A 20,876-nucleotide genomic window follows, 5' to 3' on the forward strand; every position below is an offset into this window, starting at 1 on the left:
CACAAGCCTTTCCGGCGGTTCGCCAGGGGCCGGCCGGCGGTTCGCTAGAGGCCGGCCGGCGGCCAGGGGTCGCCCCAGTCGGCGTCCCTGGCCGCCTTGTACAGGTCGCCGTGGCGCTTCGTCACCGTCGTCCGGTCCAGTCGCTCCTCGGCCTCGCACAGGTCGAGGAGCACCTGGCCCTTGCGGATCTGCGGCCGCCGGACCACCCGGGAGGGGGCCGGGGTGACCGGGAAGCGGGCGGCGGCGACGTAGCTGAACTTCTCGTCCTCGTAGGGGAGGGAGCCTCCCTTCACCTGCCGGTGCAGGGAGGAGCGGCTGACCCGCGCCGAGAAGTGGCACCAGTCCATGCCGGGCACGATCGGGCAGGCGGCGCTGTGCGGGCAGGGCGCGGCGATGTGGAAGCCGGCCGCGATCAGACGGTCGCGGGCCTCGATGATCCTCGCGTAACCGTCCGGGGTTCCCGGCTCGACGATCACGACGGCCTGTGCGGCGGAGGCGGCGGCGTCCACGAGGGCGGCTCGGTCGGGGGCGGGGAGTTCGTTGAGGACGTAGGAGACGGTGACGAGGTCGGTGTCGTCGAGGGTGAGGGTCGCGCCGATGCGGGCGCGCTGCCAGCGGGCGTTCCTCAGCGCGGGGTTCGCGGTGGCGATCTCCCTGCCGAGGGCCAGTGCGGGCTCCGCCCAGTCCAGGACGGTCACCGGGCGCTCGCCGGACCAGGTGGCGGCGACGGCCCAGGTCGCCGCGCCCGTCCCGCCGCCGACGTCGGCATGGCTGCCGGGCGTCCACTCCGGTACGGCGTCCGCGAACGCCTCCAGCGCCGAGCGCACCGCCTCGAAGGTCGCCGGCATGCGGTACGCGGCGTACGCGGCGACGTCGGCGCGGTCACGGAGGATGGGGGCGTCGGTGGGGGTGGCGCCCCGGTAGTTGGCGATGAGCCGGTCCACGGCCTGGGCGGCTTGCCTGGGCGGGAGGCCGTCCAGCAGCTTGCGGAGGGCTTCCGCCGGGGATGCGGGGTCGTTCACCCGCCGATTCTAAGTGCACCGGTGCTGGTGCGGGCCTTGCCGGGGGCTCCGCCCCCGGACCCCCGGGGCCTTCGCCCACCCCGCCACCCGACTCGGTCGGCCAAGAGGTTGCCGTCCCCCTGGGGGCTCCGCCCCCAGACCCCCGCATCGGCCCTGAACGGGCCTCGTCCTCAAACGCCGGACGGGCTGGATTTTGCCGGCCCAGCCTGCAAGGCGCCGGACCGGCGGCATGCACCCACCCCCGCCTGCAAGGCGCCGGACCGGCCGGACGCATCCACCCCCACCTACAACCCACCCGACGAACTCGGAATCACCGCCCTGGCCACCCGCGTCCCCGCCCGTGCCCGCGGCCCGCTCTCCGCGGGGCGTCTTCGCGGGTGGACCGTGTTCGCCAGTAGCACCAGGAACGTGTCTGTCGCGGGGTCCAGCACCAACGACGTTCCTGTGAAGCCCGTGTGCCCTGCCGCGCCTCTCCCCGCCAGTTCGCCCATGAACCAGGGCTGATCGACGGCGAAGCCCAGGCCCGGTGGGGTGAGGAGGAGTTCCACGAAGTCGGGGCCGAGGATGCGGGCGGGGCCGTAGGAGCCGCCGGACAGGAGGGTCCGGCAGAAGATCGCCAGGTCGCGGCCGGTGGAGAAGAGGCCCGCGTGGCCGGCGACGCCTCCGAGTGCCCACGCGTTCTCGTCGTGGACGACGCCCCGCAGCATGCCGCGGTCGGCCTTGGCCCAGGGTCTGCGCTGGTCCTCGGTGGCGGCCGCGCCGGGGGAGGGGCCGAAGGCGGTGGAGGTCATGCCCAGGGGGCGGGTGATGCCGTCGTGGACGAGGACGTCGAGGGAGCGGCCGGTGAGGCGTTCGAGGAGGTGCTGGAGCAGCAGCAGGTTCAGGTCGGAGTAGAGGTAGGTGCCGGGCTCGCCGGTCGGGGCCTCGGCGCGGAGGAGGTCGAGGCGTTCGGTGTCGTCCTTGCAGTCGTAGAGGGGCAGCTCGGGGCGCAGACCGGAGGTGTGGGTCAGGAGCCGTCGGACCGTGATGTCGTGGGCGGCGGCCGCGCGGAAGTCGGGGAGGTAGGCGCCCACCCTCGCGTCGATGCCCAGGGTGCCGCGCTCGATCTGCTGGACCGCCGCCACCGCGGTGAAGAGCTTGGTGAGGGAGGCCAGGTCGAAGGGGGTGTCGACGGTCATGGGGACGCGGGCGGCGGGCGGCAGTTCCACGCCCGTGTCGGTCTCCGGGTCATAGCGTGCGTACCGGACCGCCCAGCCCGCTGCCTCCTGCACGGCGATCACCGGGCCGCGGCCGGCGACCACCACGGTGCCGGCCGCCCAGGGGCGGTCGCCGGTGGTGAGGTCGCGGACCTCGCGGACGAGGTGACGCATCTCCTCGGGGTCGAGCCCGGCGCGTTCCGGGGTGTCGACCCGCAGTCTCGGTGCGCTCAGCTGTCCTCTCCCGCTCTCGGCGCGCTCACATGTCCTCTCCGACTCTTCGCGCGCTCAGCTGTCCTCTCCCACGCCGGGAGGGGCGTCCTCCGCCTCCATGTTCGTCCAGGGACGGCACAGTCCCACGAAGCAGGTCAGCGCCACCAGCGCCGCCGCCAGTTGGACGACGGCCATCGGGACGGCGGTGTCCTCGCCGGCGATCCCGACGAGCGGGGAGGCGACCGCGCCGATGAGGAAGGAGGAGGTGCCCAGGAGCGCGGAGGCGGAGCCGGCGGAGTGGCGGACGCGCAGCAGGGCGAGCGTCTGGGCGTTGGGCAGGGTGACGCCCATCGCGGACATCAGGACGAAGAGGGCCGCCGCCACGGGAGCCAGGCCGGCCTCGCCGAACACTCCCGTCGCCATCAGCAGCAGGGCGGTCGCGGCCAGGACGACCACCGTGAGGCCCCCTGCCAGGACGCGGTCCAGACGGACCCGGCCCACCAGCACCTTGCCGTTGATCTGGCCGACCACCACCAGCCCGACCGAGTTCAGGCCGAAGAGGAGGCTGAAGGTCTGCGGGGAGGCGCCGTAGATCTCCTGGATGACGAAGGGCGAGGCGGAGATGTACGCGAACAGGGCGGCGAAGGCGAAGCCGCCCGTCAGCATGTAACCGGCGAAGGGGAGGTCGGCGAGCAGGCCGCGCATGGAGCGCAGCGCCTCGCCGACACCGCCCGAGTGACGTTCGGCCGGGGGGAGGGTTTCGGGCAGCTTCGTCGCCACCAGCGCGGCCAGCAGGACGCCGACCACCGTGAGGACCACGAACACGCCCCGCCAGTCCGTCACCCGCAGGATCTGGCCGCCCATCAGCGGCGCCACCACCGGGGCCACGCCCGAGATCAGCATCAGGTTGGAGAAGAAGCGGGCCATCGCCATGCCGTCGTACAGGTCGCGCACCACCGCCCGCGCGATGACGATGCCGGCCGCGCCCGCGAGGCCCTGCGCCAGCCGGAAGGCGATCAGCGACTCGACGGTGGGCGCCAGCGCGCACAGGGCCGTCGCCAGGATGTACACGGCCAGTCCGGCGAGCAGCGGGCGCCTGCGGCCCCAGCGGTCACTCATCGGGCCGACCACCAGCTGGCCGACGGCCATGCCGGCCAGGCAGGCGGTCAGCGTGAGCTGGACGGTCGCCGCGGGAGCGTGCAGGTGGCGGGTGACCTCGGGAAGCGCCGGGAGGTACATGTCCATCGCCAGCGGGGGAGTGGCGGTCAGGCCGCCCAGGATCAGGGTGACCAGCAGGCTTGTACGGCGCTGTGTGCGCTGCGACTGTCCCGGCTGCCCTGTCCGCTCTGATTGCCTCGACTGTCCCCGATGTTCCGATCGTCCTGGCTGTCCGGGGTGCTCCGAATGCCCCTGATGTTCTGGATGTCCCGACTGTTCTGTTCTCGTATCGGCCGTCTGCGACACGCCCGGTATCGGCGCCCCACCCTCGGGCATGTGGCCCCTCCCTCTCCGACATCTGCGCCACCTATGCTCTCAGCTCGAACACACTGCTGGGACGGCATGAGGGTGGGCGGGATGACGACGGACAGCGTGCGGTGGGGGATCCTGGCGACCGGCGGGATCGCCGCCGCCTTCACGGCGGACCTGATCGACCTGCCGGAGGCGGAGGTCGTGGCGGTCGCCTCGCGCACCGAGACCTCGGCGAACGCCTTCGCCGAACGGTTCGGCATCCCCCGGGCGTACGGCGACTGGGAGTCGCTCGCGCAGGACGAGGACATCGATGTCGTGTATGTCGCCACCCCGCACTCCGCCCACCGGGCCGCCACCGCCCTGTGCCTGAAGGCCGGGCGGAACGTGCTCTGCGAGAAGCCGTTCACGCTGAACCTGCGCGAGGCCGAGGAGCTGGTCGCGCTGGCCCGGGACAACGGTCGCTTCCTCATGGAAGCCATGTGGACGTACTGCAACCCGCTGATCCGCCGGCTCAAGGCCCTCGTCGACGACGGCGCGATCGGTGACGTGCGGACCGTGCAGGCCGACTTCGGTCTCGAAGGGCCCTTCCCGCCCTCGCACCGGCTGCGCGACCCCGCCCAGGGCGGCGGCGCCCTGCTCGACCTCGGCGTCTACCCCGTCTCCTTCGCCCAGCTGCTGCTCGGCGAACCCTCGGGCATCTCCGCGCAGGCCGTCCTCTCCGCCGAGGGCGTCGACCTCCAGACGGCGCTGGCGCTCTCCTGGGACTCCGGCGCGCTCGCCGCCCTGCACTGCTCCCTCGTCGGCGGTACGGGTGTCTCCGCGTCCGTCACCGGCTCGCGCGGCCGTATCGACATCCCGTCGGGCTTCTTCCACCCCGACCGGCTCGTCCTGCACCGCGCCGGCCGCGACCCCGAGGAGTTCGCCGCCGACCCGGCCGACGGGCCCCGTACCACCTTCCGGCACGAGGCCCGCGAGGTCATGCGCGCGATCCGGGCCGGCGAGACCGAGTCCCCGCTCGTCCCGCTCGACGGCACCCTCGCCGTGATGCGGACGCTGGACGCGGTCCGGGAGCGGATCGGGGTGCGGTATCCGGGGGAGGCCGCGTAAGCCCTTTTCGTGGCGCGCTTTCCCGTAAGGCGCTTTCCCGTGCAGGGCCTTTACCGTGCATGTCCTTTGCGCGGCGCCCTTGCCGGGTCGGCGGCGAGACGCCCCGTCTCACCGCCTTGGTACCGTCGATCCATGGTCACCCAGTCCGGAAAGCCGGCCCCCGACACCAGCCGTCGCAGTGAGAAGTCCCGGCGCGCCATCTACGAGGCCGCGCTCGCCCTCGTCGCGGAGGCCGGCTATCCGAAGACCACGATCGAGGGCATCGCCGCCCGCGCCGGCGTCGGCAAGCAGACCATCTACCGCTGGTGGGGGTCGAAGGCCGACGTCCTGCTGGAGGCCTTCCTCGACCTCTCCGAGCAGGCGGCCGAGGCCGCCGGGCAGGTGCCGTACGCCATCCCGGACACGGGTGACCTCGCCGCCGACCTCAAGGCCGTACTGCGCGCCACCGTCGACGAACTCCTCGACCCCCGCTTCGAGGCGCCCTCCCGCGCCCTGGCCGCCGAGGGCCTCGTCAACGAGCAGCTCTCCCGCGAGTTCGTCGCCAAGCTCCTCGAACCCCAGCTCCAGCTCTACGTCGACCGACTGCGCTCCGCCCAGGAGGCCGGGGACGTCCGCGTCGACGTCGACCCGCGCATCGCCCTGGAGCTCTTCGTCTCCCCGCTCGCCCAGCGCTGGCTGCAGCACACGGGCCCGATCTCGTACGAGTACACCGACACCCTCGTCGACTACGCGCTGTACGGCCTCGCGCCCCGATGACCCCTCTGGCCCATCCGTACCCCTCGCCCCACCTGCCCCGATTGGGGGCACCGGACCCCCGATGCGCAGGATGGTGGGACCATAGGGCATGCTGTCCGCTACCACAGCGAGGCGAGGGGATAGATGAGCGCGGAGTTCGGCGGCCGAACCGGCCGGCAGGGCAAACTCTCCCAGTGGCTGCGGGGACGCCGCCCGAAGGAGGCCGCCGACGACGGCGGCCGTGAGGCCCTGCTGCTCGCCGCCGCCGGAGCGGGACTGCCGCTCGCACCCGCCGCGCACCCCGCCCCCGGCTACCGATGCTCCTGCGACCGGGTCGGCTGTCCGACCCCCGCCCGGCATCCGGTCTCCTTCGCCTGGCAGACCCAGTCCACCACCGACCGCGCCCAGATCGAGCGTTGGGCCCGCCACCAGCCGCAGGCCAACTTCATCACCGCGACCGGCATGGTGCACGACGTCCTGGACGTGCCGCTGGAGGCGGGCCAGGAAGCCCTGGACCGGCTGCTCGCCTCCGGCGTCGACGTCGGCCCGGTCGCCGTCAGCGACGACGGCCGCATGTTCTTCTTCACCCTCACCCGCGGCACTCCCGAGGACGAGGACGAGTGGTGGCCCTGCGAACTGGACTGCCACCCCGAGACCATGGACGAACACCCCGGCCTGCGCTGGCACTGCCGTGGCTCCTACGTCCTCGTACCCCCCGCCCGCCTCCCCGGCGACGACGACCGCGCGGTCCACTGGCTCCGCGGCCCCGAACACCCGCTCCCGGACCCACTGACCCTCCTGGAGCCGTTGACGGACGCGTGCGCCAGGTACGCCGGCCAGGAGCCCGGCCACACGACTGCGACGTGGCCCCTGCGTCACTGAGCGACCCGAGCGCAACACCTCAGGGGGGCGGGGGACTGCGCGACCAGTCGCATATGGCCCGCAGCCCCGAGGACGACAGTGACCACGCAGACCCCGAGGCGCTGCTACTCCCCCTTGGCCGCAGTCAGCCCTTCCAGTCGGCTGAGCAACGACACCTTCCCGTCCCCGGCGTCCCCCTTCGCCGGCGCGAGGGCGACCTCGTTCGCGACGAACTCCATGGTCAGCGACTGCGAGATCTCTCCGGTCGTCAACGCCCGCACGTTCTCGTTCGGCGTCGGCACCGACGCCCCCGCCGCGGCCGTCTGCTTCACGTAGTGGTGCGTGGTGAAGAAGACCAGCGCCCCGCCGTCCGCCGTGCGCAGCGCCAGCGGCGCGAAGTCGCCGGTGGTCAGCGGTTCGTCGATGTACTGCGTGGCCAGGCCCGGCTTGCTGGAGTTCTTCGCCCGCGTGGCACGCAGCTCGCTGGTGAACGCGCCGTCCGCGAAGGCGCCCCCGCCGTTCTGGAGGTAGGTCGCGTAGTCCTTGCTCAAGTCCCGGGGCGCGCGGACCAGTTCGGCGGAGTCGGACGGTACGGCCTCGGCCCAGCCGTCCTTGTCCTTGGTGAACTCCGGCAGCGCGCCCGGCGCGACCAGCGTCAGGTAGGCCGCCTCCCACGGGTTCGACCGGGCATCCCGGGTGAACACCAGCAGCCAGCGCGCGTCGCCGCCCTTGTTGGCCTTGGCGTCGGCGACGAACCAGCGCGGCCAGCCCGCCTTCTTCGGGATCGTGTACTTCACGTCCGTCAACACCAGCGGCTGGTGCTGCGGGTTGCCGTCCGGGTGGTTGACGCGCCCCGCCTTCAGCCGCGCCGCGTCGATGGCGCCGAGCGCCCCCGTGGTGTGCTCGGCGTCCAGGGAACCGTCGTACGCCGCGTCCGCCTTGTTGTACGCGGCCGTGAACTGCTGGACGGCCTTGGCGGCTTCGGCCCGGGTGGCCGTCGGGAGCACCTCGCGCTCGCCGTGGACCACCACGCACCCGCTCGCCGTCAGCGAGACGACGGTGAGCGAGGCCGCCATGAGTGCGTTCCGGTCAAGCCCGCGGAGCCGTGGACGGCCGGTCCTCAGGCTGCGTTCCCTGGTCATCAGGTGCCTTCACCTTCCCCTTCCCGGAGGCGAACCCTACCGGGGCGAGGAACAGCGTGAGCGTCGGGACCAGGTACAGCAGCCACACCGTGACCTGGAGGACCGTCGGATCGGGCTGGAAGTTGAACACGCCCTTCAGCAGCGTGCCGTACCAGCTGTCCGGCGGGATGGCGCCGCTGATGTCGAAGGCCTTGTCGTTCAGGCCCGGCAGCCAGTCGGCCTCCTGCAGGTCGTGGAAGCCGTACGCCAGCACGCCCGCCGCGATCACCACCAGCATGCCGCCGGTCCACGTGAAGAACTTGGCGAGGTTGATGCGCAGGGCGCCCCGGTAGAACAGCCAGCCGAGGAACACCGCCGTGGCCAGGCCCAGTCCGGCGCCGATCACCGGGTGCGCGGTGCCGTCACCGGCCGCGCGCACCGACGTCCACACGAACAGGGCCGTCTCCAGGCCCTCCCGGCCGACGGCCAGGAACGCCGTGGCGACCAGCGCGCCCGTGCCCATCGCGAGGGCCGCGTCCAGCTTGTCGTGCAGCTCGGCCTTCAGATGCCGGGCGGTGCGCCGCATCCAGAACACCATCCACGTCACCAGGCCCACGGCGAGGATCGACAGCGAGCCGCCGAGCGCCTCCTGTGCCTCGAACGTCAGCTCCTGCGAGCCGAATTCGAGGACGCAGCCGAAGCCCAGCGCGAGGAGCACCGCGACGGCGATGCCCGTCCACACCGGCTTCAGGGCGTCCCGGCGGCCGGTCTTCACCAGGTAGGCGATGAGGATGCAGACGACGAGGCTGGCCTCCAGGCCCTCGCGCAGACCGATCAGGTAGTTGGAGAACACGGGCTAGGCCTCCTTGGAGAACAGCGTCCGGCCCCACCAGTCGTCCTTGTCACGGACGCCCGGCGGGACGGCGAAGACCGCCGAACCCACGTGCTGGATGTACTCGTTGAGCGCGTCGGTCGCGAGGTTGCGCTGGATGCGGATGAACCCCTCGCGCACGTCCCGCTGGTAGGCGAGGAAGAACAGGCCCGCGTCCAGGCGGCCGAGGCCGTCGGTGCCGTCGGTGAAGGAGTAGCCGCGCCGCAGGATCGTCGCCCCGTGGTTGGCGTCGGGGTGCGCGAGGCGGACGTGCGCATCGGGCTTCATCGCCTTCAGGAACGGCTCGTCGCGCTCCTTCGCCTTGCCGACGGGTGCGCCCTCGCCCTTGTCGCGGCCGAAGATGTCCTCCTGCTCCTGCAGGGAGGTGCGGTCCCAGGTCTCGATGTGCATGCGGATGCGGCGGGCGACGAGGTAGGAGCCGCCCGCCATCCAGTCGGGGCCGTCCTTCTCGCCGACCCAGACGAACTTCTCCAGCCGGTCCGTCTCCGTGCCCGCGATGTTGCGGGTGCCGTCCTTGAAGCCCATCAGATTGCGCGGGGTCTGCGCCTCGGGCGTCGTCGACGAGGTCTTGCCGAAGCCGAGCTGCGACCAGCGGATGACGACCTTGCCCATGCCGATCCGGGCCAGGTTGCGGATCGCGTGCACCGCGACCTGCGGGTCGTCCGCGCACGCCTGCACACACAGGTCGCCGCCGCTGCGGTTGGCGTCGAGGTTGTCCCCGGCGAACTGCGGCAGGTCGACCAGCGCCTCGGGCCGTTGCGCGTCCAGCCCGAACTTCTTGAACAGCGACGGGCCGAAGCCGAGGGTGAGGGTCAGCCGGGACGGCTTGAGGCCCAGCGCCTCGCCGGTGTCGTCCGGCGGCGCCTCGGGCAGACCGCCGTACGCGCCGTCCCCGACCGCCTTGCCGGCCGTCATCCGGCGGGCCGCCTCGGTCCAGTCCTTCAGCAGCTGCACGAACGCGGCGCGGTCGGTGGTGGTCACGTCGAAGGCGGCGAAGTGCAGCCGGTCCTGGACGGGCGTGGCGATGCCCGCCTGGTGCGTGCCGTGGAAGGCGACGGCGGCGCCCGCCTCGGCGCCGGCCGGGTCCACGTCGTTCCCGGTCCGGGCCATCGCGACCGCGCCGCCGGCCGCGGCGGCCCCGAGCGCGAGCCCCGCACCGCCCCAGCCGATCAGCGCACGCCGGGTGGGCGTGGCCGAGGTGGTGGCCGAGGTGCCGTCCGAGTCCGTCACGTCCGTCATGTTCCTGACCTCCCGGTTTACTTCGCGACGGCGGCGGCGAGCTTCGACAGCGGCTCCGCGAGCGCGTTCACCGCGTCCGACAGCTCCTTCTGCTGGGCCTCGGTGACCTTGTCGTACGAGACGAAGTCGTACGAGGTCTTGTCCGCGCGGTACTTGTCGAGCAGGGCGTCGAGCGCGGCGAACTGCTTGTCCAGCTCGGAGACCAGCGCCGGGTCGTTCTCCTTGGCGACCGGCTTGAGCAGCTCGTACGACTGCTGCGCGCCCTCGACGTTGGCCTTGAAGTCGACCAGGTCGGTGTGCGAGTAGCGCTCCTCCTCGCCGGTGACCTTGCCGGTGGCGACCTCGTCGAGCAGTTCCTTGGCGCCGTTGGCCATGGAGGTCGGGGTGATCTCGGCCTTGCCGACCCGCTTCTGCCAGTCCGTCAGATCGGTCACCAGCCGGTCGGCGAGGGTCTTCTCCGTCGCGCCGATCTTCTTGTCCTGCCAGAGGGCCTTCTCCAGCCGGTGCCAGCCGGTGAACTCCTGCCCCGCCTCCAGGCCGTCGGCGCGGACGTCGACCTTCGGGTCGATGTCGCCGAAGGACTCGGCCACCGGCTCGGTGCGCTCCCAGCCGATGCGGGAGGGCGCGTACGCCTTCTTCGCGGCCTCCAGGTCACCGGCCTTGACCGCCGCCACGAAGGTCTTGACCTTGGGCAGCGTCTCGTCCGCCTGGGTCTGCACGTACGCCCGGTAGGCGGCCACGGCCTTGTCCAGGCGCGGGTCGCGCTTGGCGACGGAGCCGCCGGTGACCTTGAGGTCCTGGCGGATGCCGTCGCCCTTCATGCCCGGCTTGCAGGCGATCTGGTAGTCGCCGGCCTTCACCTCGGCGGTGACGCGCTGCTTGGTGCCGGGGCCGATGTTCTCGCGCTCGGTCACCACCCGGTCGTCGGGGAAGAGGACGTAGACCTCGGTGACCTTGGAACCCTTGTTCTCGATGGCGAGTTCGAGGTGCCCGGCGGCGATCTCCTTCTTGGAGGTGTCGCACTTGTCGTCGGTGGCGGTCACGCTGATCACGCGGTCGCCGTCGGCGGCGTCGCTCTTCTCGGTGCAGCCGGTGACGGCGGTCAGGGCCGCCGCGGCTGCGACGGCGGTGACGACGGACAGTCTGGCGGCGGGCATGAGGGCTCCCAGCGTGGCTGAAAAATCGCGTGACAGGGCTCACTCGAATCGGTGAGGCTTGCCTAACTTATCCAAGGCTTACCTGTGTGATACCCGACCGTGCCGTGATTCAGCTCTCATAGACGCTGTAAGAGCGCGAGATGATCACGGTCCCCCAAATCGGGCGCAAAGAATCAGTCAAAGGAGATTCAAAGGTTCCGCTTCGGGTTTGCGGGCATCGAGGACATCGCCGGGGACGGCGGGGCCGGGGGTGCCGCACGAGTCCGACTCCGCGCCCCCGAGCCCCACTCGGTGCTGCGCGGACGACAGCATCAACTCGCCGGGAAAGGCGCCCGCTTCCTGTCGAGGCCGGTATCGCCGGCCCGCCTTCGGGGTCCCCCTCTGGGGGAGTTGGAGCGCGAGACCCGTTCGGGGCCGAAGCAGGGGCCCGGGGCGGCAGCCGTCCAGGGACGGGAAGGAGTGGGGCGGCGGGGCGGAAACCCTTCGGCGCCTGCGCCGATGCCCGGCAACCTGTTGCGCCCACGACCGCACCCCCGCCCGCACGATGTTTCAATTCCCCGGTGACTGATTACGACGTGCTCCGTGTCTTCTGCGCGCCCAACGGCGGATACGGCAACGAACTGGGCGTCGTCCGCGACGGCTCACGCGTGCCGGAGCGGAGCGAGCGGCAGGAGCTCGCGGCGAAGCTCGGCTTCAGCGAAACCGTGTTCGTCGACGACCCCGAGCGCGGGATCATCGACATCTACACCCCCACCCTGCGCCTGCCCTTCGCCGGCCACCCCTGCGTGGGCACGGCCTGGCTGCTCGACGTGCCCGAACTCGTCACGCCCGCCGGGGTCGTGGGCGCCCGCCTGGACGGCGAGTTCAGCTGGATCGAGGCGCGGGCGGAGTGGGCCCCACCGCGCACCCTCCGCCAGTACGCCACCGCCGCCGAGGTCGACGACCTGCCCGTGCCGCCGCCTGGCGAGTGGATCTATGCCTGGGCCTGGGAGGACGAGCCGGCCGGGCGGATCCGCGCACGGGCCTTCCCCGGCCGTGGCGACGGCATCGACGAGGACGAGGCCACGGGCGCGGCGGCGCTCCTCCTCACGGACCAGTTGGGCCGGGCCCTCAACATCACCCAGGGCGCGGGCTCCCAGATCCTCACGGCCCCGCAGCCGTACGGCTGGGTCGAGATCGGCGGCCGGGTCTTCCTGGAGCGCTGAGCCCCACGGGCGCCCCCCGTCCGACGCTCACGCCGACAGCGGGAACTCCTCGCCCAACGCCCTGAACATCGCGGTGTTCAGGGCGAACGCCCGCTTGCACTCGGCCACGATCCGCTGCTTCTCCAGATCGTCCGCGCGCACCGCGTCCAGCAGTTCCCGGTACCCCCGCTTGAACGCCGCCGGGTCGGTGATCCCCTCGAAGACGTAGAAGCGGACGCCGTCGCCCTTCCGCTCGAAGCCCCAGGTCCTCTCCGCCCTGTCGCGGATGATCTGCCCGCCGGAGAGATCGCCGAGGTAACGCGTGTAGTGGTGGGCGACGTATCCGGCCGGCCACCGCTCGGCGCACTCGCGCACCCGCTCCGCGTACGCCCGCGTCGCCGGCAGCGCGGACAGTCCCGCCCGCCACCCGGGACCCCGCAGATGGGCCAGGTCCCGCTCCAGCGCCGGCAGCCGGAACAGCTCCGGCCGGACGAACGGCCCGGCCACCGGATCCGACGCCAGCCGCTCGGCCCCGGCCTCCAGGGCCTCGTACACGAACCACAGCTGCTCGGTGTAGCGCGCGTACGCGTCGACGCCGAGCCGCCCGCCGAGCAGGTCGCTCATGAACGTCGAGGTCTCGGCCTCCGTGTGCTGCTCGTGGGACGCGGTGCGGATGACTGTCGAGAAGGAGTCCATGGCGGCAGACCTTCGTCAGGCGACCTGAAGTCAATGTTTTGCCGACCTGGTGTCGGCACCTTTTCCGACGACCCGTCGGTAAAAAACGTAACGCGAGAACCAGAAACCCGCTCTCCGAGAAGAGAGCGGGCTGAGGGGAGAGAGCGCGTTTCCGCGCGTCGTGAGGCGCCGCGAGCGCCGCGGGGCGGGGACGGGGGAGCTACGGCAGCGTGAGGATCTCCGCGCCCGTCTCCGTCACCACCAGCGTGTGCTCGAACTGAGCCGTCCGCTTCCGGTCCTTGGTCACGACCGTCCAGCCGTCGTCCCACATGTCGTACTCGTGCGTCCCGAGCGTCAGCATCGGCTCGATCGTGAAGGTCATCCCGGGCTGGATGACGGTCGTCGCGTGCGGGCTGTCGTAGTGCGGGATGATCAGCCCCGAGTGGAACGACGAGTTGATCCCGTGGCCGGTGAAGTCACGCACCACCCCGTACCCGAACCGCTTCGCGTACGACTCGATGACCCGGCCGATGACGTTGATCTGCCGCCCCGGCCTGACCGCCTTGATCGCGCGGTCGAGGGACTCACGGGTCCGCTCCACCAGCAGCCGGCTCTCCTCGTCGACGTCCCCGACCAGGTAGGTCGCGTTGTTGTCGCCGTGCACTCCGCCGATGTACGCGGTCACGTCGAGGTTGACGATGTCGCCGTCGCGCAGGACGGTCGAGTCCGGGATGCCGTGGCAGATGACCTCGTTGACGCTCGTGCACAGCGACTTGGGGAAGCCGCGGTAGCCCAGCGTCGAGGGGTAGGCGCCGTGGTCGCACAGGTACTCGTGCGCCACCTTGTCCAGCTCGTCGGTGGTCACGCCCGGCGCGATCAGCCGGGCTGCCTCCGCCATCGCCCGCGCGGCGATCCGGCCCGCGATCCGCATCGCCTCGATCGTCTCGGGCGTCTGCACCTCCGGCCCGGTGTACGGGGTCGGCGCGGGCTTGCCGACGTACTCGGGGCGCCGGATGTTTCCGGGCACGGAACGGGTGGGGGACAGCTCCCCGGGCACGAGCAACGACTGGCCAGACATGCCAGCGAGTCTAACCAGCGGGCATGGGGGAACATGTCGTTGGCGAGAGGAGCTGGTCATGGCCCTGTTCAAGAAGCGGACGGTCGGCAAGCCCGGCGAGTGGTACTACTGCCTGGAGCACAAGAAGGTCGAGGAGGGGCCGGAGTGCCCGGCCAAGGACCGCTTCGGTCCGTACGCGACCCGCGGCGAGGCCGAACACGCGATGGCGACGGCCCGCGAGCGCAACCTCCAGTGGGAGAACGACCCCCGATGGCACGACGCACCGACGGGCGGGGCGACGGACGAGGACTGACACCGGCCCCGGCCGGGACGGACGGCCGGGGGCAGGGCCACGGTCACCAGGGCGTGGGCGGCGGGGCCGTCAGGGACTCCACCAGTCCGGAGAGCCTGTCGCGGAGGCGGCGGCGACCCTTCGGGGAGGGCACCGCGTGCTCACCCGCCGCCGCGCTCACCAGGTGCTGCACGGTGTCCAGGTCCAGCTCCGAGCCGTCCGGCACGGCCAGCGTCTCGTGCGCCAGGGCCGTCAACTCCCCCTCACCGGGACCGAGGGACAGCACGGTGACCCCGGCCCGTCGCGCGTCCGACACCCGCTCCAGCAGCGGCACGTCCCCCTGCGGCGTCACCACCAGCAGGGTCTCGCCCCGACGGGCGGCCTCGATCCGCCCGAGGCCCACCGCGAGGTGCGCCGGATCGGAGGGGCGGGCGTCATGCCGTACAAGAGTGGGCGCCAGTTCCGGCGTACCGGACCAGGCGGCCTCGTCCACCAGGTGGGCCGCCAGATGCCAGGGCTCGTAGTCCGCGGTGCCCACCAGCAGCAGTCCGCCGCCGTGCGACACCACGGACCCCCGCAGCACCGTGGCGAACCTCCGCGTGGCCCCCAGCCACTCCGTCCCGGCGAGCACTTCGCGCAGCAGCGCGACCCGTACGGCGTCCATGCGACGGCATCCTGCACCACGCGCCCGCCCCCGTCCCGGCGTTCGCCGTGGATTCCCCCGACCCGGGGAAGCGTGACCGCCGCCACCCCGCCCCGCCGGCGTGCCCACGCGCACGTAAAGTCGGCCCATGACCTCTACCGACAGCGCACAGAACGCCCCCGCGAAGGCCCCCGCCAAGGACCCGTGGGACCTCCCCGACGTCTCCGGGCTCGTCGTCGGCGTGCTCGGCGGGACCGGACCGCAGGGCAAGGGCCTCGCCTACCGGCTCGCCAAGGCCGGCCAGAAGGTGATCATCGGCTCGCGGGCCGCCGACCGCGCCCAGGCAGCCGCCGACGAGCTCGGCCACGGTGTCGAGGGCGCCGACAACGCCGAGACCGCGCGCCGCAGCGACATCGTGATCGTCGCCGTGCCCTGGGAGGGTCACGGCAAGACCCTGGAGTCCCTGCGCGAGGAACTGGCGGGCAAGCTCGTCGTCGACTGCGTCAACCCGCTCGGCTTCGACAAGAAGGGCGCCTACGCGCTGAAGCCGGAGGAGGGCAGCGCCGCCGAACAGGCCGCCGCCCTGCTGCCCGACTCCCGGGTCGCCGCGGCCTTCCACCACCTGTCGGCCGTGCTGCTGCAGGACCCGGAGATCGACGAGATCGACACGGACGTCATGGTCCTCGGCGAGGAGCGCGCCGATGTCGAGATCGTGCAGGCGCTGGCCGGCCGCATCCCCGGCATGCGGGGCGTCTTCGCGGGACGGCTGCGCAACGCCCACCAGGTGGAGTCGCTGGTCGCCAACCTGATCTCGGTGAACCGCCGGTACAAGGCGCACGCGGGGCTCCGCATCACCGACGTGTGAGGGGATGGGGGACACTGTTCCGTACCAGCAGTGCGCCAGTGTCCCCCGACGGGACCCGGACACGGAACCGGACAGGACCCGACAGGAGAAACACCCCCATGCCCCGCCTCGCCCTCTACTCCCTCGCCGTCTGCCTGCTCGCCGTGGCCGCCGCGGTCGTCTCCTTCGTTCAGGGCAGTTGGCTGGGCGTCGTGTGGGTGCTGCTGGCCGGCCTGTCGTCCAACATGACCTGGTACTACGTCAAGCGCGAGAAGGCCCGCAGGTCGGTCACGGGTTGAACGTGCAGATCTCCGGGGTCCCCTCCCAGAAGCGGTACAGACCGTCACCGCAGTACGTCTCCAGGTCGCTGATCCCGAGACCGCGCAGTGCCGCGTCGACCACGTCGAAGAACGCGCCGTTGACCGACGGCACCCACAGCAGCGCGAACACGAACAGCAGCCCGAACGGCGCGAACGGCGCCACCTGCCGCTTCACGCTGTACGGGAGCCACGGCTCGATCACGCCGTAGCCGTCCAGGCCGGGCACCGGCAGGAAGTTCAGGATCGCCGCCGTGACCTGGAGCAGGGCGAGGAAGGCGAGCGCGTAGCGGAAGTCGGCGGGCACGCCGTCCAGCGCGTCCAGCCAGAACGGCGCCGTGCACACCGCGGCGAACAGCACGTTCGTCAGCGGACCGGCCGCCGAGATCAGGCTGTGCCGCCACCGCCCCCGGATCCGCCCGTGCTCGATGAACACGGCGCCGCCCGGCAGACCGATGCCGCCCATGATCACGAACAGCACCGGCAGCACGATGCTGAGCAGCGCGTGCGTGTACTTGAGCGGGTTGAGCGTCAGGTACCCCTTCGCGCCGACCGAGATGTCGCCGCTGTGCAGGGCGGTGCGCGCGTGCGCGTACTCGTGCAGGCACAGCGACACGACCCAGGCCGCCGTCACGAACAGGAACACGGCCACGCCCGGCTCCGCGGCGAATCCGGTCCAGGTCGCCCATCCCGTGACCGCCATGACGGCCACGATCCCGACGAAGACGGGGCTGATCCGCCGGTCACTGCGGCGGGTGAGGGCGGTGGTCAATGGGGCTCCCTGAGCTAGGCGCGGGCGTGGAACTGCCCGACCGTACCTGTCGTAGGGCGAAAACGTCTCGCGGTCGGTGGTCGGTTCCTAGGAAGGTGGGGCCATGGGACGGTGGCACATGCTCCACGAGAGCCGGCGGACGGAGCGCCGCGATACGCCGTTCTCGGCGGGGGACGAGACGCGGTGGCCGCTGCTGCTCCAGGCTGCCGGCGCGGTGCTCGACGGCGGCCGGCCCGACCGGCTCGGCTGCCGTACGCCGCCCGCCGGGCCCGTGGCATTCCGTACGAGGGGCCGCTCCCGGCGCGGAGACCGACGGCGTCACGGCGGACGCCCTTCGCAGGGCCCGGCCCCGCCCCGCCGCGCCGTGGAAGCCCCGTGACCCGCCCCGCCCTCACCGGAGACAATGACCCCGTGCGCTATCGCATCCTCGGCACCACCCAGGCACTCCGCCCCGACGGGACACCCGTCGCCGTCGGCGGGGCGCGGTTGCGCGCGCTGCTGACCGTGCTCGCCTTGCGTGCCGGGCGGACCGTGCCCGCGGGGATGCTGGTGGAGGAGGTGTGGGCCGGGGAGCCCCCCGCCGACGCGACGGGGGCGCTGCAGGCGCTGGTCGGGCGGTTGCGCCGGGCCCTCGGCGCGGACGCGGTGGCCTCGGTGGACGGCGGCTACCGGCTCACCGCCGCGCCCGACGCCGTCGACCTGCACCGTTTCGAGCGGCTGGCCGATGACGGCCGGCGTGCTCTCACCGACGGCGACCCCGCCAAGGCGGCCGTCCTCCTCGACGACGCCCTCGCCCTGTGGCAGGGCCCGGCCCTCGCCGACCTGCCCGACCGCGCCTCCGAGGCCGCCCGCCGGGAGGCCCGCCGCCTCGACGCCGTACGCGCCCGGCACACCGCCGCCCTCGCCCTCGGTCATGCCGAGCAGTCCCTGCCCGAGCTGACCGCCCTGTGCGACGCCCACCCCCTCGACGAGCCCCTCCAGGCCCTGCGTCTGCGCGCCCTGCGCGACGCCGGCCGCACCGCCGAGGCCCTCGCCGCCTACGAGGACGTACGCCGGCTCCTGGCCGACCGGCTGGGCTCCGACCCCGGCCCCGAACTGCGCTCGCTGCACGCCGCGTTACTGACCCCTGCAGAGCTGCCGCGCCCGGCCGGGGACCACCTCGGTCCGGACCGGGAGGACTGGGGCCCGGGCCGGGACCATCCGGGCCCGGGCCGGGAGCGTCCGGGCCCGGGCCGGGAGCGTCCGGGCCCGACCGCCTTCGCCGGTTCGGACCGGTCGTCGGGCGGTCCCGATCGGTCGTCGAGCGGTCCCGTTCGGTCGTCGAGCGGTCCCGTTCGGTCGTCGAGCGGTGCTGCCTGGTCGTCGAGCGGCTCTGGCCGACCGTCGAGCGTTCCGGCCGGGCCCTCGGACGGTGCTGCCCGGCCGTGGGGCGATCCCGCCTGGCCGCCGGCCGATTCCACCCGGGGTTCGGACGGTCCTGCCCACTCTCCGGGCGGCTCCGCCCACCCCCCGACCGCCTCCGCCCAGCCACCGGCCGCCTCCGCCCCGCCCCGAGGCAACCTCCGTGCCCGTCTCACCTCCTTCGTCGGCCGGGAGGCCGACATCGAGGCGATCCGGGGTGATCTCGCCGCCGCCCGGCTCGTCACGCTGCTCGGGCCCGGCGGCGCCGGCAAGACGCGGCTGTCGCAGGAGGCCGCCGAGACCGTAGGGGAAAGGGCACGCGACGGGGTGTGGCTGGCCGAGCTCGCGCCGGTCGCCGACCCGGACGCCGTGCCGCAGGCCGTCCTCACCGCCCTGGGAGCCCGCGAGACCGTGCTGTACGGCGCCGGCGCCGAGGAGATGCGGTCGGTGGCCGAGCGCCATGACGACCCCGTGGAACGCCTCGTCGAGCACTGCGCCCGGCGCCGCATGCTGATCGTCCTCGACAACTGTGAGCACGTCGTCGAGGCCGCCGCCCGGCTCGTCGACGAGCTGCTCAGGCACTGCCCCGAACTCACGGTCCTGGCCACCAGCCGCGAACCCCTCGGCATACCCGGCGAGGTGCTGCGGCCCGTGGAGCCGCTGCCGGAGCCGGTCGCGCTACGGTTGTTCGCCGACCGGGGAGCGGCCGCCCGGCCCGGCTTCCGGGTCGACGACGACCCCGAGGCCTGCGCCGAGATCTGCCGCCGCCTGGACGGCCTGCCCCTCGCCATCGAGCTGGCCGCCGCCCGGCTGCGGATGTTGACGCCCCGGCAGATCGCCGACCGGCTCGACGACCGCTTCCGGCTGCTGACCTCCGGCAGCCGCACCGTCCTGCCCCGTCAGCAGACCCTGCGCGCCGTCGTCGACTGGTCCTGGGACCTGCTCGACGAGGAGGAACGCGAGGTCCTCGGCCGGCTGTCGGTGTTCGCCCGCGGCTGCGACCTCGCCGCCGCCGAGGCCGTGTGCGGCCCGGCCGCCCTCGACGCGCTCGGCTCCCTCGTCGACAAGTCGCTGGTCGTCGCCGCCCCGGCGCCCGACGGCGCGATGCGCTACCGGCTGCTGGAGACCGTCGCCGAGTACGCCGGCGAACGCCTCGACGAGTCCGGCGGCCGCCCCTCCGCCGAGCGCGCGCACCTCACGTACTACCGGGAACTCGCTCGCACCACCGAGCCGTTGCTGCGCGGCCCCGAGCAGCGCGCCGCCATCGACCGGTTCCAGCTGGAGTACGAGAACCTGCGCACCGCGCTGCGCCGGGCCGTCGCCGTGCGCGACGAGCAGGAGGGGCTCTGCCTGGTCCTCTCCCTCGTCTGGTACTGGACCATGCGCGACCTGCGCATCGAGGCCCGCACCTGGTGCCGCGAGGTCATGTCCCTCGGCCCCGACCCCTTCGCCGAACCCGTCCGCCCCGCCGCCCCGGTGTGGAGATCCTGCACCGACGACCCGCCGCCGATGACCGGTGAGGTCCTCGCCGAGGCCCGGCGCGGCGTCCACCTGGCCCATCTGTCCACCATGGACACCGAGTTGGACGCCTGGCAGACCCCGGCGGCACAGAACAAGCTGCGCGTCATCGGCGACACGTACACCCCGGGTCTGCCGCAGACCTGCCGCATCCCCGGCCTGCTCTGGTTCTACGCGGTGCTGCTGACCGGTGACATGGACCGCATCCACGCCATCGCCGACGCCAACGTCGAGACCTGCCGCAGCACGCCCGGCTACGAGTGGGAGCTCGCCTCCTGCCTGCAACTGCGCGCCAACCTCCTTGCCAACCGCTCCGACTGGGCCGGTGACGCGGGCCGGGACGCCGACGAGGCGCTGGAGGCCTTCCGCCGCCTGGGCGACGCGTGGGGCGCGGCCGAGGCCCTGTCCGCGCGTGCCGAGGCCCGCGAACGGCTGGGCGCCCACCGGGAGGCCGCCGCCGACTACGAGGAGGCCGTGGCCCAGGCCGAACGGCTCGGCGCCCGCCACCAGGTGGCGGTCCTCGAGGCCCGGTTGGGCAGCGCACTCCTGGAGGCGGGGGAGGAGGAGCGGGGCGAGCGCCTGCTGCGCGAGGTGATCGACAACCCGTACGGCATCGCCAACGAGGCCATGCCCGCCGCCCGCCTCTTCCTCGCCGGTCACCTCGGTCTCACCGGCCGCCGCGCCGAGGCTCGCGAGCAACTCCGGTTGCTGCGCGAGGAGTTCGGGATCGCGCACTTCGTCTTCTTCGACGCCCTCATCCTCGGCGCCGAGGCGTGGGTGGAAGCGGCGGACGGCTGCTACGACGACTCCCTGGCCATGGTCCGCAAGGCGCTGGAACGCGCCGGTGAAAAGCTGTCCCTGACCATCGCCCCGCACATGCGCTCCTTCTACCTCTACGTCTCCGCCATGGCCCTGACCGGTGCCGACGGTGGCCGCCGCGCGGAGGCCGCCGCCCGCTGCCTCGGCACCGCCGACGCCCTGCTGCCCGAGCGCCATGTCGCCGTCCGTCTGGAGCGCACGACCCGCACCTGGGCCGTGACTGCCGCCCGGGCCGTCCTCGGCGACGAGGCGTACGAGGCCGCGTACGCCGAAGGCGGCGGCCTCTCCTACGAGGAGGCCGCCGCCCTGGTGTGACCGGGACGACCACGACGGGACGGCCA

20 protein-coding genes are annotated in these 20,876 nt (G+C 72.7%); 9 read left to right on the forward strand and 11 right to left on the reverse strand.

What is annotated here, in order from left to right; translation table 11 throughout:
* Window positions 1–44 precede the first annotated feature (44 nt).
* The 3 genes from ACPT94_RS04630 to ACPT94_RS04640 all read right to left on the reverse strand — a co-directional run bounded on the left by ACPT94_RS04630 (window position 45) and on the right by ACPT94_RS04640 (window position 3,925).
* Window positions 45–1,022 (reverse strand): small ribosomal subunit Rsm22 family protein, encoded by a 978-nt coding sequence (locus ACPT94_RS04630; RefSeq protein ID WP_425245174.1) that lies wholly within the window; start codon window positions 1,020–1,022, stop codon window positions 45–47.
* Between the two features lie 284 nt (window positions 1,023–1,306).
* Entirely contained in the window at window positions 1,307–2,392 is a 1,086-nt protein-coding gene (locus tag ACPT94_RS04635; protein WP_425245175.1) for a serine hydrolase domain-containing protein, read from the reverse strand.
* Window positions 2,393–2,506: 114 nt separating this feature from the next.
* Window positions 2,507–3,925 carry a multidrug effflux MFS transporter gene (locus tag ACPT94_RS04640; RefSeq protein ID WP_360339044.1) on the reverse strand — a complete coding sequence of 473 codons (1,419 nt, stop codon included), beginning with the start codon at window positions 3,923–3,925 and terminating at the stop codon, window positions 2,507–2,509.
* 81 nt (window positions 3,926–4,006) lie between these two features.
* On the opposite strand from ACPT94_RS04640, the gene ACPT94_RS04645 reads away from it, so the two are divergent.
* The 3 genes from ACPT94_RS04645 to ACPT94_RS04655 all read left to right on the forward strand — a co-directional run bounded on the left by ACPT94_RS04645 (window position 4,007) and on the right by ACPT94_RS04655 (window position 6,625).
* Window positions 4,007–5,008: a Gfo/Idh/MocA family protein gene (locus tag ACPT94_RS04645; protein ID WP_360339041.1), complete on the forward strand. Its 1,002-nt coding sequence runs from the start codon at window positions 4,007–4,009 to the stop codon at window positions 5,006–5,008.
* 132 nt (window positions 5,009–5,140) lie between these two features.
* Entirely contained in the window at window positions 5,141–5,764 is a 624-nt protein-coding gene (locus ACPT94_RS04650) for a TetR/AcrR family transcriptional regulator (RefSeq protein ID WP_360339038.1), read from the forward strand.
* A gap of 123 nt (window positions 5,765–5,887) precedes the next feature.
* Complete coding sequence (locus tag ACPT94_RS04655; RefSeq protein ID WP_360339035.1) at window positions 5,888–6,625, forward strand: bifunctional DNA primase/polymerase; 738 nt, start codon at window positions 5,888–5,890, stop codon at window positions 6,623–6,625.
* A 104-nt stretch (window positions 6,626–6,729) separates the two neighbouring features.
* Here the strand turns inward: ACPT94_RS04655 and ACPT94_RS04660 are convergent, their stop codons facing one another.
* The 4 genes from ACPT94_RS04660 to efeO are packed head-to-tail and all read right to left on the reverse strand — an operon-like array spanning window position 6,730 to window position 11,013.
* Entirely contained in the window at window positions 6,730–7,746 is a 1,017-nt protein-coding gene (locus tag ACPT94_RS04660) for an SCO2278 family lipoprotein (protein ID WP_360339032.1), read from the reverse strand.
* Complete coding sequence (gene efeU, locus ACPT94_RS04665; protein ID WP_360339029.1) at window positions 7,694–8,578, reverse strand: iron uptake transporter permease EfeU; 885 nt, start codon at window positions 8,576–8,578, stop codon at window positions 7,694–7,696. The genes ACPT94_RS04660 and efeU overlap by 53 nt, the downstream gene beginning before the upstream one ends.
* 3 nt (window positions 8,579–8,581) lie before the next feature.
* Window positions 8,582–9,856, reverse strand: coding sequence for an iron uptake transporter deferrochelatase/peroxidase subunit (gene efeB / locus ACPT94_RS04670; protein ID WP_425245177.1), 1,275 nt, complete (start codon window positions 9,854–9,856; stop codon window positions 8,582–8,584).
* A gap of 17 nt (window positions 9,857–9,873) precedes the next feature.
* Complete coding sequence (gene efeO, locus ACPT94_RS04675; RefSeq protein ID WP_360339023.1) at window positions 9,874–11,013, reverse strand: iron uptake system protein EfeO; 1,140 nt, start codon at window positions 11,011–11,013, stop codon at window positions 9,874–9,876.
* Between the two features lie 560 nt (window positions 11,014–11,573).
* On the opposite strand from efeO, the gene ACPT94_RS04680 reads away from it, so the two are divergent.
* Window positions 11,574–12,218, forward strand: coding sequence for a PhzF family phenazine biosynthesis protein (locus ACPT94_RS04680; protein ID WP_360339020.1), 645 nt, complete (start codon window positions 11,574–11,576; stop codon window positions 12,216–12,218).
* 27 nt (window positions 12,219–12,245) lie between these two features.
* On the opposite strand, the gene ACPT94_RS04685 is transcribed toward ACPT94_RS04680, so the two are convergent.
* Together ACPT94_RS04685 and map are read right to left on the reverse strand one after the other, a co-directional pair.
* Complete coding sequence (locus ACPT94_RS04685) at window positions 12,246–12,893, reverse strand: biliverdin-producing heme oxygenase (RefSeq protein ID WP_360339017.1); 648 nt, start codon at window positions 12,891–12,893, stop codon at window positions 12,246–12,248.
* 199 nt (window positions 12,894–13,092) lie between these two features.
* The gene (gene map / locus ACPT94_RS04690; protein ID WP_360339014.1) at window positions 13,093–13,950 is read right to left on the reverse strand and encodes a type I methionyl aminopeptidase; all 858 of its coding nucleotides are present in this window, start codon (window positions 13,948–13,950) and stop codon (window positions 13,093–13,095) included.
* A gap of 58 nt (window positions 13,951–14,008) precedes the next feature.
* Between map and ACPT94_RS04695 the strand changes: the two genes are divergently transcribed.
* Window positions 14,009–14,242 (forward strand): hypothetical protein, encoded by a 234-nt coding sequence (locus ACPT94_RS04695; RefSeq protein WP_360339011.1) that lies wholly within the window; start codon window positions 14,009–14,011, stop codon window positions 14,240–14,242.
* 43 nt (window positions 14,243–14,285) lie between these two features.
* Here the strand turns inward: ACPT94_RS04695 and ACPT94_RS04700 are convergent, their stop codons facing one another.
* Window positions 14,286–14,885: a hypothetical protein gene (locus ACPT94_RS04700; RefSeq protein ID WP_360339008.1), complete on the reverse strand. Its 600-nt coding sequence runs from the start codon at window positions 14,883–14,885 to the stop codon at window positions 14,286–14,288.
* Between the two features lie 127 nt (window positions 14,886–15,012).
* Between ACPT94_RS04700 and npdG the strand changes: the two genes are divergently transcribed.
* Together npdG and ACPT94_RS04710 are read left to right on the forward strand one after the other, a co-directional pair.
* Window positions 15,013–15,729, forward strand: coding sequence for an NADPH-dependent F420 reductase (gene npdG / locus ACPT94_RS04705; RefSeq protein ID WP_360339005.1), 717 nt, complete (start codon window positions 15,013–15,015; stop codon window positions 15,727–15,729).
* 98 nt (window positions 15,730–15,827) lie between these two features.
* A complete protein-coding gene (locus ACPT94_RS04710) occupies window positions 15,828–16,007 on the forward strand; it encodes a hypothetical protein (RefSeq protein WP_360339002.1) in 180 nt (59 codons plus the stop codon).
* Here ACPT94_RS04710 and ACPT94_RS04715 read toward each other — a convergent pair.
* Window positions 15,997–16,797 carry a site-2 protease family protein gene (locus ACPT94_RS04715; protein ID WP_360338999.1) on the reverse strand — a complete coding sequence of 267 codons (801 nt, stop codon included), beginning with the start codon at window positions 16,795–16,797 and terminating at the stop codon, window positions 15,997–15,999. The genes ACPT94_RS04710 and ACPT94_RS04715 overlap by 11 nt on opposite strands.
* Before the next feature lie 103 nt (window positions 16,798–16,900).
* Here ACPT94_RS04715 and ACPT94_RS04720 point away from each other — a divergent pair, with 103 nt between their 5' ends.
* Together ACPT94_RS04720 and ACPT94_RS04725 are read left to right on the forward strand one after the other, a co-directional pair.
* Window positions 16,901–17,176 carry a hypothetical protein gene (locus tag ACPT94_RS04720; protein ID WP_360338996.1) on the forward strand — a complete coding sequence of 92 codons (276 nt, stop codon included), beginning with the start codon at window positions 16,901–16,903 and terminating at the stop codon, window positions 17,174–17,176.
* A 32-nt stretch (window positions 17,177–17,208) separates the two neighbouring features.
* Window positions 17,209–20,850, forward strand: coding sequence for an AfsR/SARP family transcriptional regulator (locus ACPT94_RS04725; protein ID WP_425245178.1), 3,642 nt, complete (start codon window positions 17,209–17,211; stop codon window positions 20,848–20,850).
* Window positions 20,851–20,876 lie beyond the last annotated feature (26 nt).

Source organism: Streptomyces aurantiaciflavus (genome assembly GCF_049808595.1).
Lineage (GTDB): Bacteria > Actinomycetota > Actinomycetes > Streptomycetales > Streptomycetaceae > Streptomyces.